We start from the raw sequence: 16455 nt of genomic DNA, 5'->3' as shown, positions 1-16455 counted from the left end.
GCCGTGGCGGCGGGCTATTCCGGAACGCCGCTCGCCAAGAAGCTCAGTCTGCGCGATGGACTGCGCGTATGGTTCGACGCGATGCCCGAGAGTGTTCAGGACGAAATCGGCGAATATGCCCTGGAACTGACCTTCGTCAGCGGGCCGGAGGAGACACCGGACGCGGCGCATATTTTCGTCACCGAGCGCACAGACCTCGAAGCGAAGCTGGGCGTCCTGTGCGAGCATATGGCCCGCGATGGGCACATCTGGGTGAGCTGGCCGAAGACAGCCGGAACGATGCAAACCGACATCACGGAAGACACGATCCGCGAGATCGCGCTTCCCATGGGCCTGGTCGATACCAAGGTCTGCGCGGTCGACGATATCTGGTCCGGCCTCAAGCTCGTGATCCGCAAGGAATTGCGCTGAAGCCAAATACCCGTAATCGTGACATCAGATTCGAGCTGCCTGCCGCGCTCGACCGGGGATACCCATTCGACCGCTTTGAACCAGGGGGTCGAAGCGCGCGGCATCATGCGATAGGTCTGGGATTATGCGCGATCACGAAACCGTTCCCTACTCACTTCCCGATATTGCAGACGATGAAAGCATCGCTCGGGCGCGATCCATGCGTGACCGGCTGAAGCAGCGGCGCACATGCCGCTATTTTTCAGACGAGCCGGTGCCGCGCGAGGTGATCGAGGCCGCGATCGAGGCCGCCGGGACCGCGCCCAACGGCGCCAATCACCAGCCATGGCATTTCGCCGTGGTCTCATCGCCCGAAAAGAAGCGCGCCATCCGCGAGGCCGCGGAGGAAGAGGAGCGCAACTTCTATGCCGGAAAGGCGAGCGAGGAATGGCTGACCGCCTTGGCTCCACTAGGCACCAACGAAGACAAGCCGTTTCTCGAAACCGCACCTTGGCTGATCGTCGTCTTCGCCCAGCGCAAGGGCGGCATCGAGGAAGATGGCAAAACGCAGAACTATTATGTCAATGAAAGCGTCGGCATCGCCTGTGGGATGCTGATCGCCACGCTCCATGAAGCAGGTCTCGCAACGCTGACACACACACCCTCGCCCATGGGTTTCCTGCGCAATATCTGCGAACGCCCCGACTGGGAAAAACCGCTAATGGTGGTCGTGGTAGGCCACCCCGAGAAGGAGGCGAGCGTTCCCGCCCATGCGCTGAAGAAAAAGCCGCTGGAACAGATCGCTAGCTGGCTCTAGGCAGTTACGAAGACGAGGGACAGAATTTGGAAAAGACAGCTAAGCGCTGGCCGCTGCTATTAGCTATAGTAGTCGCCCTGTCAGCGATTTGGGCTGGCTTCGCGGCAGGCGAGAACCTCGCTGAAGACTGGCAGCTGGCCGCGCGGTGGACGGCAAGGGTCGGCTTGCCGATTTTTCTGCTGGTGTATTCGGCATCGACGCTCGTTCGACTATTGCCCAGCAAATCGACTAAGGCTCTGCTGCGCGATCGGCGATGGTGGGGGCTCGGATTTGCCGCGTCGCACACGATCCACCTTTATGCCCTCACAATGGTTTTCGTGGTCGGACCCGACAGCCGATCGCCGGTCTCACTCATTCCCGGCGGTCTGGCCTATGCGATGATCTACGTGATGGCGGTGACGTCGAACGCCTACTCCATGCGCAAGCTGGGCCGCAGCTGGAAGCGCCTTCACACGCTCGGAATGCATTACATCTGGCTGGTCTATACCGCGTCCTACGCAGGCCGCATCTTCCAACCAGAGAAGCAGGTCGAGGGTCTTGTCGGGACTAGCTTGCTGGTGGCAGCGTTTATTCTCCGCATCGCCGTCCGCTGGCCGCGGCACAGAACCGTACGTGTTTAGGCGGCGGCCAGCTGCTTTTCGGGCTGGTGAGCAAGCAGGTCGTAGGGGTCGATCCCCTCTTCTCGCCAGATCCGATGGCATTCGCGGTACCAGTGTGGTTCGGGAATATTGAGTTCGGCACGGGCCTGCTTGAGGTCTTTCGTCAGCAGTTCGCGGATCGATAGGCCAACGAGTGCGGGACACGCCTTGCCCGTGCGGTGCGCCTGTCGTGTCGCCTTCATGACTGGCGCTTGGCTCTTCACCAGCTTCTTCAGATGGAGGGAACCGGCATAGCCCAACAGCAGATGCCCGTGGCTCGGGCTTTGCCCGTGCGTGAAGAGCAGCACGCATTGCTCGCCCAGCGCATCGCGGCCGTATCCCGTCAGCACATGCATGAGATCATGCGTATCCCGCTGGCGAAAACCGAACCATTGAACCAGATCGTCGTAAACGGGTTGGTCGGCTTTCTCGGATTCCTCGACCAGACCTGCGGCCGAGAGACCTTCGCGTTCCATGAAATCGCAATAAGCATGCGCAACCGATCCCTCAGGAAGTCTGCGCAAGGCATCGTGGTCGTCGAGGATCGCCGGAAGATAGGGTTCGCTCGCGCGCAAGGCTTCACCGTGGGGGCTGAGCGTGAGCGCGCGAACACGCGGTATGAACTGTCCCGAGGGGAGCGCGTCGTAGATCCGGAAGACCTCGGCGGTGTTTTCCTTGTCCTTCAGCAACTCGCGGAAATGTCTGAGCGCGGTCAGAGGGCGATAGCGTGCCCTGGGCCGATGAGGATGACGCAGCGGCGTACCATCGCGGGCGGTTTCAAGATCGGCAATGATAGAGCTGCTGACGTTCATCTGGTTGTCCATGGGTGTAGGTTTCTATCAAAAACCCGGCCTACACAATTGGAAAAGCGCGCCAAGCGTCACGCAGGCGTGGCCTCGTCGATCCATTCGCGTTCCGGAATGCCCAGCAGCTTGAGTATCGTAGTCAGGCTCCGGCTCTCGATCCGCCCGTTCGCGGCGTCGCGCGCCTTGGGTTTGGCGCGATAAGCGATGCCGTAGTCCGCCGCTTCGATCATGGGGATATCGTTGGCGCCGTCGCCCGTGGCAAGCACGCGAGCACCCTCGCCCAATTGCGCGCGCTCTTCCTCCAGCGTTGCCAGCTTGGTCGATGCATCGCTCACCGGACCGGCGAGCAGCCCGGTAAGCGCTCCGCCCGCGACACCGAGGCGATTGCCGACCACGCGTTCGAACCCCAGTTGCTCGGCAACCGGATCGGCGAAGTGATGGAATCCCCCGGTTACGAGCACGGAGCGACAGCCTTTGCTCCGCAACGTCGCGACCAGCGTCCGGGCGCCTTCGACCGGCCGGATCCTGTCGGAGAGGCACCGCTCGATAGCGGCTTCCTCCAGACCTTCCAGCAGCCCTACGCGTTCTTTCAGCGCGCTTTCGAAATCGAGTTCGCCCCGCATTGCGCGTTCGGTGATCGCGGCGACCCTGTCCTTGAGATCGGCGAAATCCGCGAGCTCGTCGATGCACTCTTGCCCGATCATGGTGGAATCCATGTCCGACACGAACAGACGTGGCACCTCGATCTCGTGATCGGCCACGAGCAGGTCGCACTCGCCGAAATGCTCGGCGAGCGTTCCTGTCAGCCGCGCCCGGTCGCCTTCGGGAAGCGAAAGCTGCAGCACGTCTCCGCAAGAATCGTGCATGCCTGCCATCGCGACCGGCATGTCGGCGGCAGCCAGCGCCCCCATCGCTGCGTCGAGCCGTGTTTCCACGCTGTCCATGTCTGCTATCAGCCGGGCGATGAGCACCAAAACGTCTCCATGTGAAAAACCGGTCGCGCTCATCGCAGGGCCGACGGCGAGCGGCAAGAGCGATCTCGCGGTCAGGCTGGCACAGCGACTCGAACGGGGTGGCCGTCGGGGGGTCATCGTCAATGCGGATAGCCAGCAGGTCTATCGCGACCTGCGCATCCTGTCCGCCCGCCCGACGGAAGAAGAGATGGGCGGGATCGAGCATCGCCTGTTCGGAACCTGGGACGGAGCCGAGATTTGCTCGGCCGCCGAATGGGCCGACGTGGCGAAACAGGCGATCGCAGAGGCGCATGCGGATAACGCCGTACCGATCCTGTGTGGCGGGACAGGCCTGTACCTGCGCACGCTGCTCGACGGTATCGCTCCGGTTCCCGAGATCGCCCCCGGCATTCGCGAGGCCGTGCGGTCTCTGGCGCAAACGGAGGCGCGCGTTGCCCTTGAAACCGAAGACCCGGAAGCAGCGTCCCGCCTCGCCCCCGCCGATGTCACGCGAACCGCCCGGGCGCTCGAAGTGGTTCGTTCGACCGGACGGACGCTGAGCGAGTGGCAGAAGGACAGGTCCGGCGGTATCGGGCAGGACGTCACGCTGCACCCCTTGGTTCTCCTGCCGGATCGTGAATGGCTCTTCGCCCGCTGCGACCTGCGGTTCGAACGCATGCTGGATGCCGGGGCCATCGAGGAAGTCGAGGCGCTTCTGGCCCGCAACCTCGATCCAGGCCTGCCCGTGATGCGCGCCATCGGCGTGCCGGAAATCGCCGCCCTCCTCCAAGGCGAACTATCGCGGGCTCAAGCTATCGCCGCTGGCCAGACCGCGACGCGCCGGTATGCCAAACGGCAGTACACATGGTTCCGTAACCAGCCACCGGAAAATTGGCCGAGCACGGATAACAAAAATGATGCCGAATGCGATTTTTTTGTTTCATTATTTCAAAATGACGGTTGACCGTGAAATTCAACACACCTATCTGGAGCAAAGTCGGTCCGGCGCTATAGACCCCAGCGCCGGGCCGATTTGTGTCTCTTGAACACCGTGAAACGGGTCGGAGGGTAAAGTGAACAAAGAGCGCAGCGGCGCCGCTATCCTGATCGAATGCCTCAAACGGCAGGGTGTCGAATTCGTCTTCGGCTATCCCGGCGGCGCGGTGCTGCCGATCTATGATGAGCTCTTTGCCGACGAGGATATCCGCCATATCCTGGTGCGCCACGAAGCGGGGGCGGCCCATGCCGCCGAAGGCTATGCCCGCTCGACCGGCAAGGCCGGCGTGGTGCTCGTGACCAGCGGCCCGGGGGCGACCAATGCGGTCACCGGCATCGCCGATGCCTATATGGATTCGATTCCCATGGTGGTGATCACCGGGCAGGTGCCTACTGCTTTGATCGGCACCGACGCCTTTCAGGAAGCGGACACCGTGGGGCTGACCCGCCACTGCACCAAGCACAACTACCTCGTGAAGGACCCCGAACGCCTTGGCGCGACGATCGAGGAAGCCTTCCGCATCGCCACGTCGGGCCGCCCCGGCCCGGTCGTGGTCGATATCCCCAAGGATGTGCAGATCGCATCGGCGCGGTGGGATGAGCAGGACGATACCCCGCTGCCCTCGCATCGCTACCAACCGCGCATGGTCGGCGCGGCGGACGAGATCGCCGAGGCTGTCGAAATGCTCGCCACGGCAGAGCGTCCCGTGCTCTATACCGGCGGCGGCGTTATCAACGCCGGACCCAAAGCGAGCGAGTTGCTGCGCCAATTGCAAGCGGCAACCACTGCCCCGGTGACGAGTACGCTGATGGGCCTCGGCGCTTTTCCCGCCGATCATCCGGACTGGCTCGGCATGCTGGGCATGCACGGTACCTACGAAGCGAATATGGCCATGAACCGCGCCGATCTGATCGTTGCGGTAGGAGCCCGCTTCGACGATCGCGTGACGGGACGGCTCGACGCCTTTGCTCCGCAAGCCAAGAAGATTCATATCGATATCGACCGCGCGAGCATCAACAAGATCGTGCCGGTCGATCTCGGAATCGTGGGCGATTGCGCGCATGTCCTCGAGCAGTTGGTCGAGGCATGGGGCAGCCGGAAGGGGCGCGACCTGTCCGAATGGAAGGCCCGCATTCTCGGCTGGAAGGCGCGTGACTGCCTTGCCTATCCCGAGCGCAGTGGCGATCTCATCATGCCGCAGAAGAGTATCGAGCGTCTCCACGCGCTGACCGGTGATCGCGACCCGATCATCACCACCGAAGTAGGCCAGCATCAGATGTGGGCCGCGCAGTATTTCGGTTTCATGGGGCCGAACAAATGGCTTACCAGCGGCGGTCTCGGGACGATGGGCTACGGCCTGCCCGCCGCCATCGGTGCGCAACTGGGCAATCCCGACAGCCTCGTGATCGATATCGCGGGAGAGGCCTCGATCCAGATGAATATCCAGGAACTTGGCACGGCCAGCCAGTATCGCCTGCCGGTGAAGGTCTTCATCCTCAACAATGAATATATGGGCATGGTCCGCCAGTGGCAGGAACTGACTTATGAGAGCCGGTATTCGAACAGCTACTCGGACAGCCTGCCCGATTTCGTGAAACTGGCCGAAGCTTACGGCTGGAAGGGTATCCGGATCGAGGATGAAAGCCAGCTCGACGCCGGAATCGAGGCCATGCTCGCCCATGACGGACCGGTGATGGTCGATTGCCAGGTGGCCAAGGAAGCCAATTGCTTCCCCATGATCCCAAGCGGCGCCGCCCATACCGAGATGCTGCTTTACGGCGACCAGGTCGAGGGGACCATGGACGACGAAGCGAAGGCGCTGGTGTGATGGGTATGCAACCGAAATTCCCGCCCCAATTCGCGGATCGCGCGGAACGCCGCGTCTGGTTCAACCGCCAGGATGCCGGGCGACTGCTCGACTGGATCGAGGATACCGGCCAGCGCTTCCTCGGCATGGATGTTGCCCAGAAACAACCGGACGAGGCGTGGGTTCTCCTGCCTGACAGCCTCGACCTCAGCCGCCAGACAGACAACTTCGAGGCGGTGCGCATGGGCCGCGTCTTCCTTGCCGAATATGACGGCGATGGGCGCATGTTCGAACCTGTGTGGCAGGATCGTGAACAATGAAGATAGAAGAACAGACCGCCGAACGGCACGTTCTCAACGTCATCGTGGACAACGAGGCCGGCATTCTCGCCAAAATCTCCGGTATGTTCACCGCGCGGGGCTACAATATCGACAGCCTGACCGTGGCCGATATATCCGAAGACCACGCGATCAGCCGCATCACCATCGTGACGCGCGGACCGGAACCGGTCATCGACCAGATCCGCGCGCAGCTCGAACGGCTGGTCCCGGTGCACAAGGTCATCGACCTGACCGAAAGCGGCGCCCATGTGGAACGTGAGCTTGCGCTGGTGAAGGTGGCCGGCAAGGGCGACAATCGGGTGGAAGCGCTACGGATCGCGGAGCTTTTCCGCGCCAATGTGGTCGATACCACCACGCAGAGCTTCGTGTTCGAGCTGACCGGCTCGCGCGACAAGGTCGACAGTTTCATTGTGCTGATGCGTGAACTCGGCCTCGTCGAGGTGGGCCGTTCGGGGATTGTGGGAATGATGCGCGGGGACGGTTCCGACTGACCAGCAGCAGGATTACTTCGTCACCCTGAATCCGGGCGGCTTTTCACCGGCCTCGCTTTCAGGGTCCATTCAACCTCCGGCAACACCGTCCAGGCCGAAGAATGGATGCGGAAACAGTTTCAGGATGACGGTTCATTTTACGAAGGTGCGAACATGCAAGTCTACTACGATGCCGATTGCGACCAGCAACTGATAAAGGACAAGAAGGTCGCCATCGTCGGATATGGCAGCCAGGGTCATGCCCATGCGCAGAACCTGCGCGACAGCGGTGTCGGCGAAGTTGTCATTGCGCTGCGCGAAGGCTCGGCCACCGCAAAGAAGGCCGAAAGCGCGGGCTTCACCGTGAAGACCGTATCCGAAGCCGCCGAATGGGCCGATGTTCTCATGATCCTCGCGCCGGACGAGCATCAGGCCGCGATCTATGCGAATGAAGTCGCAGGCAAGATGAAGCCGGGCAGCGCGCTCGCCTTCGCGCACGGCCTCAACATTCATTTCGGCCTGATCGATCCGCCCGCCGATATCGACGTCATCATGATCGCGCCCAAGGGTCCCGGTCACACCGTGCGCGGCGAGTACATCAAGGGCGGCGGCGTCCCGTGCCTCATCGCCGTCCATCAGGAAAGCGAGCAATCGGGGGGCCAGGGTTTCGCCAAGCAGCTTGCCCTGTCCTATGCCAGCGCGGTTGGCGGCGGCCGCTCGGGCATCATCGAAACCGATTTCAAGGAAGAATGCGAGACCGACCTCTTCGGCGAACAGGCCGTGCTGTGCGGCGGCATCACCCATCTCATCCAGGCCGGTTTCGAAACGCTGGTCGAGGCTGGCTACGCACCCGAGATGGCGTATTTCGAATGCCTCCACGAAACCAAGCTGATCGTCGACCTGCTGTATGAAGGCGGCATCGCCAACATGCGCTATTCGATCTCGAACACTGCCGAATACGGCGACATCAAGACCGGCCCACGCATCATCACCGACGAAACCAAGGCCGAAATGAAGCGCGTCCTCAAAGACATCCAGTCGGGCCGCTTCGTGAAGGATTTCGTGCTCGATAATCAGGCGGGCCAGCCCGAACTCAAGGCAAGCCGTAAGGCCGCCGCCGCCCATCCGATCGAACAGACCGGCGCCCAACTGCGCGCGATGATGCCGTGGATCGGTGCCAACAAGCTGGTCGACAAGGACAAGAACTGAGCTAGGGTCGCGCTCATGGAAGAAGAGACCATGAGCGCGACCGACAGCTTGCCCTTTGCATGCAAATGCGGTGCCGTGACCGGCGTCGTTCTGAAGGCCAGCCCGTCCGAAGGCGATCGGGTGGTATGCCACTGTGTCGATTGCCGCGACCTTGTCCGCCATCTTGGACAGGAAGAGCGCGTGCTCGACGATCTGGGCGGCACCGATCTCTATCAATCCCGCTGCGCCCGGGTCGAATTGCATTCCGGCCGCGAAAAACTCGCCAGCCTTCACATGACAGAGGGCAAGACGCTGCGCTGGTACACGACCTGCTGCAATTCGCCGCTGTTCAACACCTATGCCAATGGCAAAGTGCCCTATGTGACAACGATTCTCGCGAACACCGATCTCGCACGGCGCGATGCTCTGCTGGGCAGCCCCATCGGCCATGTCTTTCTCGAACAGGCAACAGGTGATGCAAGCGCTCTCACCGCCATGCCGTTCAACCGCCTGATGCGCCGGTTCTTCGGGCGGATGATCAAGGATATGCTGAGCGGGGATCGTCGGCGAAGCGCTCTTTTCGATGCCGAAACGCTCGAGCCCATCGCCCCGCCGCGCCACCTGTCGTCGGCCGAACAGCAGGCGCTCGGCCGCACATGAAGCTCACCGACTGCCACAATATCGACGACTTCCGGAAGCTGGCGAAGCAGCGCCTGCCCTGGCCGGTGTTCGACTATATCGACGGCGCGGCGGATGACGAAATCACCAAGGCACGCAATACCAGCGCCTTCGACGAGGTCGACCTGGTGCCCGACGTGCTGGCAGGCGTCGCCGAAATCGACACCTCCCGCACCATTATGGACCGAGAAAGCACCCTCCCCCTGATTCTCAGCCCGACCGCATTGCAGCGCGCCTTTCACCGCGATGGCGAGCGTGCGGTGGCGAAAGCGGCGGAGAAGTTCGGCGTTTGGTTCGGCATTTCCAGCCTCGCCACGCACTCGATCGAAGAAATCGCCGCGCTTACCGGTGGCCCCAAGCTGTTCCAGCTCTATGTGCATAAGGACGCAGGGCTGAACACCAGTATGATCGAGCGCTGCCAGGCGGCGAAGTTCGATGCGCTCGCTCTTACGGTCGATACGATCGTTTCGGGCAAGCGCGAACGATGCCTGCGATCCGGCTTCACCACCCCGCCTCGGTTCAGTGCATCTGCACTATGGAGCTATGCCACGCGACCACGGTGGACGTTAGACTATGTTTTCGGCCCGAAATTCCGCCTGCCCAATCTCGATGAACATGTGCAGGAGGGCACGGGCAAAGCCGTCAGCATCCAGGACTATTTCAACACCATGCTCGACACGAATATGGACTGGGATACCGCCGCCCGTATTCGGCAGGATTGGGGCGGAACTTTCGCGCTGAAAGGGGTGATGAGCGCCGCCGACGCGCGCCGCGCGGTCGAGATCGGGGCGGATGCGATCTGGATATCGAACCATGGCGGCAGGCAGCTCGACGGCAGCCGCGCGCCTTTCGATCAGCTTCGCGAGATCGTCGACGCGGTCGGCGGCGAAATCGAAATCATCCTCGACGGAGGCGTGCGGCGCGGAACGCATGTTCTCAAGGGCCTTGCCGCTGGCGCGACGGCGGCTTCGGGCGGGCGCTTATATCTCTACGCCCTCGCCGCAGCCGGTCAACCCGGTGTCGAGCGTGCGCTGACCATCCTCAAGGAGGAAATCGAACGCGCAATGCGCCTGATGGGCGTGACCTCGGTGGACCAGCTTAACCCGACCGATTGCGCTATCGCCAGGGCTAGTTCGACCGTTCGACGCTTCGGGAAAATCGGGCAATCTCTTGGGAAACGGCCTCCTCGCGTCCAACCCACACATGCCCCCAGTCTCGTAGAGCACGAGCCGGGAGTTCGGTATGATCCGACTGAGCTGACGCCCCGTCCCCGCGGTTCCGAACAGATCGTCCTTTGCCGAGATGATCAGCGTAGGCACCCTGATTGAGCTGTAGTCGATTTCAGTCGGCGACCCGGCAAGGCGACCATCGGCCAACATCCCCTCGGTTCTCCGGCTGATGGGCAACATGCCTTCCGCAATGTCGCTCACGCGCTCTCGCCGCTCCCTCGCGGCACCACGCACAACTATGGGGTCGGTCGCGAGCAGGGTCTTGGTGACCTGGTCCGGAGCAAGGCGCAGGAGAGCCCAATACAGGAAGTCGGACCCAGCGAGACGAGCGACAAGCGCCTTCTCCCATTCGGTCATTTCGACCGGGTCCCGGTCATTCAGATTGCTGGCGGGAACGAGCAATACCAGTGCCCGGCACCGTTCAGGATGGCGCAGGGCAAATGCCGCGGCAAAGTTGGCGCCTGCCGACCCGCCGACCACGACCGCGTCCTGCATTCCCAACTCGTCGAGCAGCATCGCAAAGGCATCGGCCTGAAGCTCTGGCGCGACGGGATCGGGCGCGCTCCTCAAATAGCCGAACCTCGAAGGTGCGATGACCCGAAAACCGCGCTCGTGAAGATCGCCGGAGAAAAGCAGCCCCTGATCGAACCCGCCACCCGTTCCGTGAATCATCAAGAGCGGGCGGCCCGTTCCCTGCTCGGCATACTCGAGACGACCCTGCGGGGTATCGATAACCCTGCTGCGGCCGGTCAGCCGCTCTTCGGCAGCGGTCAGATCCAAGTGATAACGCACACCGATCGCCATCGTGACGAGGAGGACAGCGACGAGAGAGACGACCCATATCAGCCTCAAGGTCCGAGCACGCCTCATCCTATCGCATCCTTGCGAAACAGGCACGCAACTCGCCTATGAACAGCTCGGGTTGCTCCCACGCGGCGAAGTGGCCACCCGCATCAAGATCGTTCCAGTAGATAAGATTGGTCAGCGTGCGTTCGACCCAGGCGCGCGGTGCGGGCAGTATCTCATTCGGAAAAGCGCTCACACCGGCAGGGATGTCCACCGTGTCTCCACCGAGCTTGGCGAAACTCTCCCAATAGAGCCGCGCTGCCGAGGCTCCCGTGGCAGGCAGCCAGTAGAGCATGATGTCGTCGAGCACCTGATCCATCGACAGCGCATCCCAGGGCGAGCCGTCATTGTCGGTCCAGTAATAGATCTTCTCGAGTATCCATGCAGCCAGCCCGATGGGAGAATCGACCAGCGAATAGCCGATCGTCTGCGGGCGAGTGCTCTGCTGCTTGGAATAGCCCGAGTCCCATTCCCGATAAAAGCCAAGGCGCCGCATCGCCTCGAGCACGTGCGGATCCTCACTCTGCAGGTCTTCCGGGCGGGGCCTGCCGATCGGCATGTTGAGGTGAATGCCTTTGCACCCCTGCGGTGCAAGTTGCCCTATGGCGGTCGTCACCGCTGCGCCCCAATCGCCGCCCTGCGCCACCCAACGGGTGTAGCCGAGGCGCTGCATGAGTTCGGACCATGCTCGTGCAATTCGCTCGACACCCCAGCCCGTCGCGGATGGTTTCTGCGAAAAACCGTAGCCGGGCAGCGAGGGAGCGACCACGTGAAAGGCCATCGCCTCCGGGTCCGTGGGTTCGGCCAACTCATCCATAACATCGAGGAACTCGACCACCGATCCGGGCCAGCCATGGGTGATCACCAGCGGCATTGCGTCTTGGCGGCTGGAGCGCTTGTGCAGAAAATGGATATCGAGCCCGTCGATCTCGGTCATGAACTGACCGATCTCGTTCAACCGCGCCTCGCAGCGCCGCCAGTCGTATTCGATCCTCCAATAGGCGACCAACTCCTTGAGAGCTGCGACCTTCGTGCCTTGCGACCAGTCATGGACCGGCTCCTCCTCGGGCCAGCGAGCATGGTCGAGCCGGTCGGCGAGCGCCACCAGTTCATCGTCCGGAACAGTCAGCTCAAACGGCCTGATTGCGCCCATGCCTACCCTCCGGTCGCCTTTTTCGAAGCCTCGACCACCCGGCTTATATCTGCCAGCAGAATCGTACTGGTCGCCTTGGCGAGTATGGTTCCGCTCGCATCCTTGAGGTGTCCCTCGTAAAAGCTGGTGCGCTTGCCGTGCCGCTCGACCCAGGCCTCCGCGATCACGGTTCCGGGCCGCGTCGGCGCGAAGAAGCTGACCTTCAGCTCCAGCGTCATCGGGACGATGCCCTGCCCGTTCTTCGCCATCGCGGCGTGGGCCATTGCGGCGTCGATCCATCCACTGATGAAGCCACCCTGTACCACGCCGCCCGAATGGCACTGTTCCCGCTTGGCCTCGTATTCCAGGCTCGCACGCCCTTCCGGGTCGGTGGAGACGATACGCACCAGCCCCATCGTCTCGTGTAATGAATGTCCGTCTGCCATGCCCTCTCCCTTCGCGAAACAATATGTCACGCGATGCCCAAGCTTCTTTTGCTTTACAACCCCGAGGAAGGGCACCATAGCGATGGCCATGCACTACGCACTCGGTCTGATTATCCTGCGACTTACACGCCCTTGGGCGTGATAGCTGGCGTGCCTTTCGCGGTGCGCTGAGCGCCCAAGGGACCAACTACCGCCCCGCAAGCTTCCGCAAGACCAGAGACCCTCGTAATGTCCATGCTCCACAACCCGAGCACCAAGTATTCGCCTTTCCCGCAGGTCGCTCTGACCGACCGGCAATGGCCAAGCCGAACCATCACCACGCCCCCACGCTGGCTCTCCACCGATCTTCGGGATGGCAATCAGGCCATTGTCGACCCGATGGATGCGCACAAGAAGAACCGCTTCTTCGATCTGCTGGTCGAGATCGGCGTGAAGGAAATCGAAGTCGGCTTTCCCAGCGCGGGTGCGACCGAATTCGACTTTATCTCCGGCCTCGTGCAATCGGGCCGCGTTCCGGACGACGTACTGGTTCAGGTGCTCACTCAGAGCCGCGAAGATCTCATACGCACCAGCTTTGCCAGCCTGACCGGAGCGCGGGCAGCGATCGTCCACCTCTATAATGCGGTCAGCCCCGCATGGCGCGAAGTCGTGTTCGGCATGACCACCGAACAGGTCCGCGAAATTGCCGTGCACGGCGCGAAGGTCATGCGCGACGAGGCAGGCAGGCAGCCGCAGACCGACTGGCATTTTCAATACAGCCCCGAGACCTTCTCGACCGCCGAACTCGATTTCAGTTTGGAGGTTTGCGAGGCGGTGATGGAGGTGCTCGCGCCGACACCCGAGCACCCGATCATTCTCAATCTGCCTGCCACCGTCGAAGCGGCGACACCCAATATCTACGCCGATCAGGTGGAGTATTTCATCCGCAATCTGCCCAACCGGGAGAGTGCGATTATATCGCTGCACACGCATAACGATCGCGGCACCGGGGTCGCAGCGGCGGAGCTGGCGCTGATGGCAGGCGCGGACCGCGTCGAAGGCTGCCTGTTCGGTAATGGGGAGCGGACGGGCAATTGCTGCCTTGTGACCATGGCGCTCAACATGTACACGCAAGGCGTTGATCCAAAACTCGATTTTTCGGATATCGACCGCGTCATCGAGACCGTGGAATATTGCAACGAATTGCCTGTCCACCAGCGCCACCCCTATGGCGGGGAGCTGGTCTACACGGCATTTTCCGGCAGCCACCAGGATGCGATCAAGAAGGGATTCGCCGCGCTCGAGACTCAGAACGATCCGCATTGGCGCGTGCCTTATCTGCCGATCGATCCCGCCGATCTCGGCCGCAGCTACGAAGCGGTCATCCGGGTCAATTCACAATCCGGCAAAGGCGGCTTCGCCTGGGTTCTCGAGCAGGATCAGGGCCTCAAACTGCCCAAGCGCATGCAGGCCGACTTCAGCCCCCACGTCCAGCGCATGGCGGACGAAGTAGGGCGCGAACTCGATGCCGCCGACATATGGGCGGCCTTCAAGGGCGCTTATCACGTCCAGACGGCAGATAAGCATTTCCAGCTTGTCGATTACAACGAACGCCGCGCCAGCGACGGGACCCGCCTGTTCACCGGCACCATCGCGGTCGAGGGCAAGGAGCAGACCGTTTCGGGCCGCGGCAACGGGCTCATTTCCAGCGTGCTGACGACGATCGAGAACGCTTTCGGCCTGTCGCTCGAAGTGGTCGATTACAGCGAACACGCGCTCACCACAGGCCGCGACAGCCGCGCCGCCGCCTACCTAGAATGCCGCGCCAAGGATGGCCGGACTATCTGGGGGTGTGGCATCGACGAGGACGTGGCCACAGCGAGCGTGCGGGCGGTTCTAAGCGCTGCGAATTCGGCGGTCGAGACAATCTAGCTATTCGCGGCCACCCGGCTATCCTCCAGCGGAGGTTTCCGGTTTTCGCCATGTCGGCCCATGTCCTGTGCATGACGCAGGCGATTGCGCCCCGCTGCCTTGGCGGAATAAAGCGGGCCGTCGGCAGCCTGCATCGCCATCGAAGAACTGCACCGTTCGGCGATGCGTGCGATCCCGAGCGATGCGGTGATGTTGAACGTGCCGCCATCATTGTCGGTCATGACATGACGCTGGATAGCGAGCCGAAGCTTCTCACATATGATCGCGGCGGTCTCGCGCGCGGGACCCACAGCGATCATACCGAACTCCTCGCCACCGAGGCGCGCGAAAAAGCAATTGTCGTTAGCGCTTTCGCGCATGATTTCAGCAACCTGTTTGAGCACAGCATCCCCGACCGCATGGCCGTAGGAATCGTTGACACGCTTGAAATAGTCGAGATCGACCAGCGCCAGGGCGAAGGGCTCCTCACCGGCAAATTCGAGCTGGTCTTCCAGCACATCGAGGAAGGCCCGGCGGTTGGGCAGACCGGTGAGCGCGTCGGTACGCGCTTCCCGAGATGCCTGAATCTCGTCGAGCTTGCGAGCAGTGACGTCGCGGATCGTAACCACATAGGCGGATGCCTGGTGTTTCGAGGAATCAATGGCGCGTAGCTTCGCTTCCAGCCAGCGGGTCTGGCCCCCCCTTTCGACAGACCGTTCGATGATTTCCGTGTGTCCGGGATATTGTGCCGCAGATCGTAGAGTTCGATCCACGATTTCCTTGTCGAACTCGCTGAAAAACGCGGCAAGATGAAGGTCGACAACCTTGTCGCGACCACTCAACCGGATGGAGGCAGGCGAGGCGAAGCGGATCATGCCATGCTGGTCGAGCTGCAGCAGGGCATCGTCGGAATGATCCGCGATAAGGCGCTGCATCGCTTCACGATTGGCGAGTTCTTCCATGAACCGCTGCCGCTGTTTGAGCGCCACGGCGAGCGGGAAGGACAGGAGCACGAGGATGCTGAGATAGAATTGCAGGAACAGGGCTTTCTGCCACAACGGAATGGTCAGTTCCGCAAAGACGCCGGTGTCCGTCCCAAGCGTTCCGGCAGACGCGAGCGTAATGAGCAACACGGTGATCGCTGCACCAAAGCGCCCGAAGCGGAAACTGGCGAGGACGAGCGGCACGACCGGAAGAAACAGCGTGGGGAAGGTCGATTGCAGAAGGGCGACAGCGGAAATCCCTATCGTCAGCAAGGTCATGCCGATGAAGGGCAGTATCCGGTCACGTTTCAATAGTCGCGCGAAAACCGGCTTTTTGTACGAGGCCAGGAGCAGTGTAAGCGGCATCACCAGAAGCGTGCCCAATCCATGGGCGATAAACCACGAAAAGGAATGCTCCTGCCACCCCCCGGCGATGACCTGCGAGGCCAGTATACCTCCGGGAATGGAAGCCGCCAGCGGCCCGACGATCCCCGCCAAAAAGCCCAGCCAGACGATTCCGATTTCGCTTTCGACATAGTCCTGTTGCGGCCGGAAGCGAACCAGCAGCCATGCGATCAGCCAGGCTTCGAAGACATTCACAAGGGCGAATGGAATTGCCCAGACCGGCCCCAAACCAAACAGTGCGGTAGCGAGAGTGCTGAAGGCGGCGAGGGTCACGGCGGCAGCCAAGGAGTGGGAGCGCGGAATTGTGAGAAACAGAGCCGCAGCAATGGCCGCGCCCGGCCACACCAACGCAAGCCCCCCGGAAAACCGAGTCCAGACGATCGTCAGGGATGTGACACAGAAAAAGACCGCACCGTAGGTGACGATTTGCATCACAGGA

Annotated in this window: 16 protein-coding genes and 1 pseudogene; 11 read left to right on the top strand and 6 right to left on the bottom strand. The window is 61.9% G+C overall.

Going from position 1 to position 16455, the window contains the following annotated elements:
* Nucleotides 1–3: 3 nt before the first annotated feature.
* The 3 genes from DVR09_RS09255 to DVR09_RS09245 all read left to right on the top strand — a co-directional run bounded on the left by DVR09_RS09255 (nucleotide 4) and on the right by DVR09_RS09245 (nucleotide 1827).
* Nucleotides 4–411 carry a DUF3052 family protein gene (locus tag DVR09_RS09255; RefSeq protein WP_115416671.1) on the top strand — a complete coding sequence of 136 codons (408 nt, stop codon included), beginning with the start codon at nucleotides 4–6 and terminating at the stop codon, nucleotides 409–411.
* Between the two features lie 124 nt (nucleotides 412–535).
* Nucleotides 536–1207: a nitroreductase family protein gene (locus DVR09_RS09250; protein ID WP_115416670.1), complete on the top strand. Its 672-nt coding sequence runs from the start codon at nucleotides 536–538 to the stop codon at nucleotides 1205–1207.
* A 26-nt stretch (nucleotides 1208–1233) separates the two neighbouring features.
* Nucleotides 1234–1827: a cytochrome b family protein gene (locus DVR09_RS09245; protein WP_162814924.1), complete on the top strand. Its 594-nt coding sequence runs from the start codon at nucleotides 1234–1236 to the stop codon at nucleotides 1825–1827.
* On the opposite strand, the gene DVR09_RS09240 is transcribed toward DVR09_RS09245, so the two are convergent.
* Complete coding sequence (locus DVR09_RS09240; protein ID WP_115417881.1) at nucleotides 1824–2657, bottom strand: Coq4 family protein; 834 nt, start codon at nucleotides 2655–2657, stop codon at nucleotides 1824–1826. The two genes, DVR09_RS09245 and DVR09_RS09240, sit on opposite strands and share 4 nt — an antisense overlap.
* A gap of 68 nt (nucleotides 2658–2725) precedes the next feature.
* A complete protein-coding gene (serB, locus tag DVR09_RS09235; protein WP_115416668.1) occupies nucleotides 2726–3622 on the bottom strand; it encodes a phosphoserine phosphatase SerB in 897 nt (298 codons plus the stop codon).
* Between serB and miaA the strand changes: the two genes are divergently transcribed.
* The 7 genes and pseudogenes from miaA to DVR09_RS09200 form a co-directional block, all read left to right on the top strand.
* Complete coding sequence (miaA, locus tag DVR09_RS09230; RefSeq protein WP_115416667.1) at nucleotides 3615–4568, top strand: tRNA (adenosine(37)-N6)-dimethylallyltransferase MiaA; 954 nt, start codon at nucleotides 3615–3617, stop codon at nucleotides 4566–4568. The genes serB and miaA overlap by 8 nt on opposite strands.
* Nucleotides 4569–4677: 109 nt before the next feature.
* Nucleotides 4678–6429 carry a biosynthetic-type acetolactate synthase large subunit gene (ilvB, locus tag DVR09_RS09225; protein WP_115416666.1) on the top strand — a complete coding sequence of 584 codons (1752 nt, stop codon included), beginning with the start codon at nucleotides 4678–4680 and terminating at the stop codon, nucleotides 6427–6429.
* A complete protein-coding gene (locus DVR09_RS09220) occupies nucleotides 6429–6728 on the top strand; it encodes a hypothetical protein (protein ID WP_115416665.1) in 300 nt (99 codons plus the stop codon). Before ilvB ends, DVR09_RS09220 begins: the two co-directional genes overlap by 1 nt.
* Nucleotides 6725–7240 carry an acetolactate synthase small subunit gene (gene ilvN, locus DVR09_RS09215; RefSeq protein WP_115416664.1) on the top strand — a complete coding sequence of 172 codons (516 nt, stop codon included), beginning with the start codon at nucleotides 6725–6727 and terminating at the stop codon, nucleotides 7238–7240. The genes DVR09_RS09220 and ilvN overlap by 4 nt, the downstream gene beginning before the upstream one ends.
* 153 nt (nucleotides 7241–7393) lie before the next feature.
* The gene (gene ilvC, locus DVR09_RS09210) at nucleotides 7394–8428 is read left to right on the top strand and encodes a ketol-acid reductoisomerase (protein WP_115417880.1); all 1035 of its coding nucleotides are present in this window, start codon (nucleotides 7394–7396) and stop codon (nucleotides 8426–8428) included.
* A gap of 30 nt (nucleotides 8429–8458) precedes the next feature.
* Entirely contained in the window at nucleotides 8459–9067 is a 609-nt protein-coding gene (locus DVR09_RS09205; protein ID WP_115417879.1) for a DUF6151 family protein, read from the top strand.
* A pseudogene (locus DVR09_RS09200) lies at nucleotides 9064–10134 on the top strand (alpha-hydroxy acid oxidase); the annotation flags it as partial. The gene DVR09_RS09205 and the pseudogene DVR09_RS09200, both read left to right, overlap by 4 nt.
* Here DVR09_RS09200 and DVR09_RS17915 read toward each other — a convergent pair.
* The 3 genes from DVR09_RS17915 to DVR09_RS09185 all read right to left on the bottom strand — a co-directional run bounded on the left by DVR09_RS17915 (nucleotide 10066) and on the right by DVR09_RS09185 (nucleotide 12738).
* Nucleotides 10066–10986, bottom strand: a complete 921-nt coding sequence (locus DVR09_RS17915) for an alpha/beta fold hydrolase (RefSeq protein WP_369692569.1) — start codon at nucleotides 10984–10986, stop codon at nucleotides 10066–10068. The pseudogene DVR09_RS09200 and the gene DVR09_RS17915 sit on opposite strands and share 69 nt — an antisense overlap.
* A gap of 199 nt (nucleotides 10987–11185) precedes the next feature.
* Nucleotides 11186–12313 (bottom strand): epoxide hydrolase family protein, encoded by a 1128-nt coding sequence (locus tag DVR09_RS09190; protein ID WP_115416662.1) that lies wholly within the window; start codon nucleotides 12311–12313, stop codon nucleotides 11186–11188.
* Between the two features lie 2 nt (nucleotides 12314–12315).
* Entirely contained in the window at nucleotides 12316–12738 is a 423-nt protein-coding gene (locus DVR09_RS09185) for a PaaI family thioesterase (RefSeq protein ID WP_115417878.1), read from the bottom strand.
* Nucleotides 12739–12966: 228 nt separating this feature from the next.
* On the opposite strand from DVR09_RS09185, the gene leuA reads away from it, so the two are divergent.
* Entirely contained in the window at nucleotides 12967–14649 is a 1683-nt protein-coding gene (gene leuA, locus DVR09_RS09180; RefSeq protein ID WP_115416661.1) for a 2-isopropylmalate synthase, read from the top strand.
* Here leuA and DVR09_RS09175 read toward each other — a convergent pair.
* A complete protein-coding gene (locus DVR09_RS09175) occupies nucleotides 14646–16448 on the bottom strand; it encodes a sensor domain-containing diguanylate cyclase (RefSeq protein ID WP_162814923.1) in 1803 nt (600 codons plus the stop codon). The two genes, leuA and DVR09_RS09175, sit on opposite strands and share 4 nt — an antisense overlap.
* Nucleotides 16449–16455: the final 7 nt, after the last annotated feature.

The sequence above is a fragment of the Erythrobacter aureus genome (assembly GCF_003355455.1).
GTDB classification, from domain to species: domain Bacteria; phylum Pseudomonadota; class Alphaproteobacteria; order Sphingomonadales; family Sphingomonadaceae; genus Qipengyuania; species Qipengyuania aurea.
This window is presented reverse-complemented; position numbering and strand designations above follow the sequence as displayed.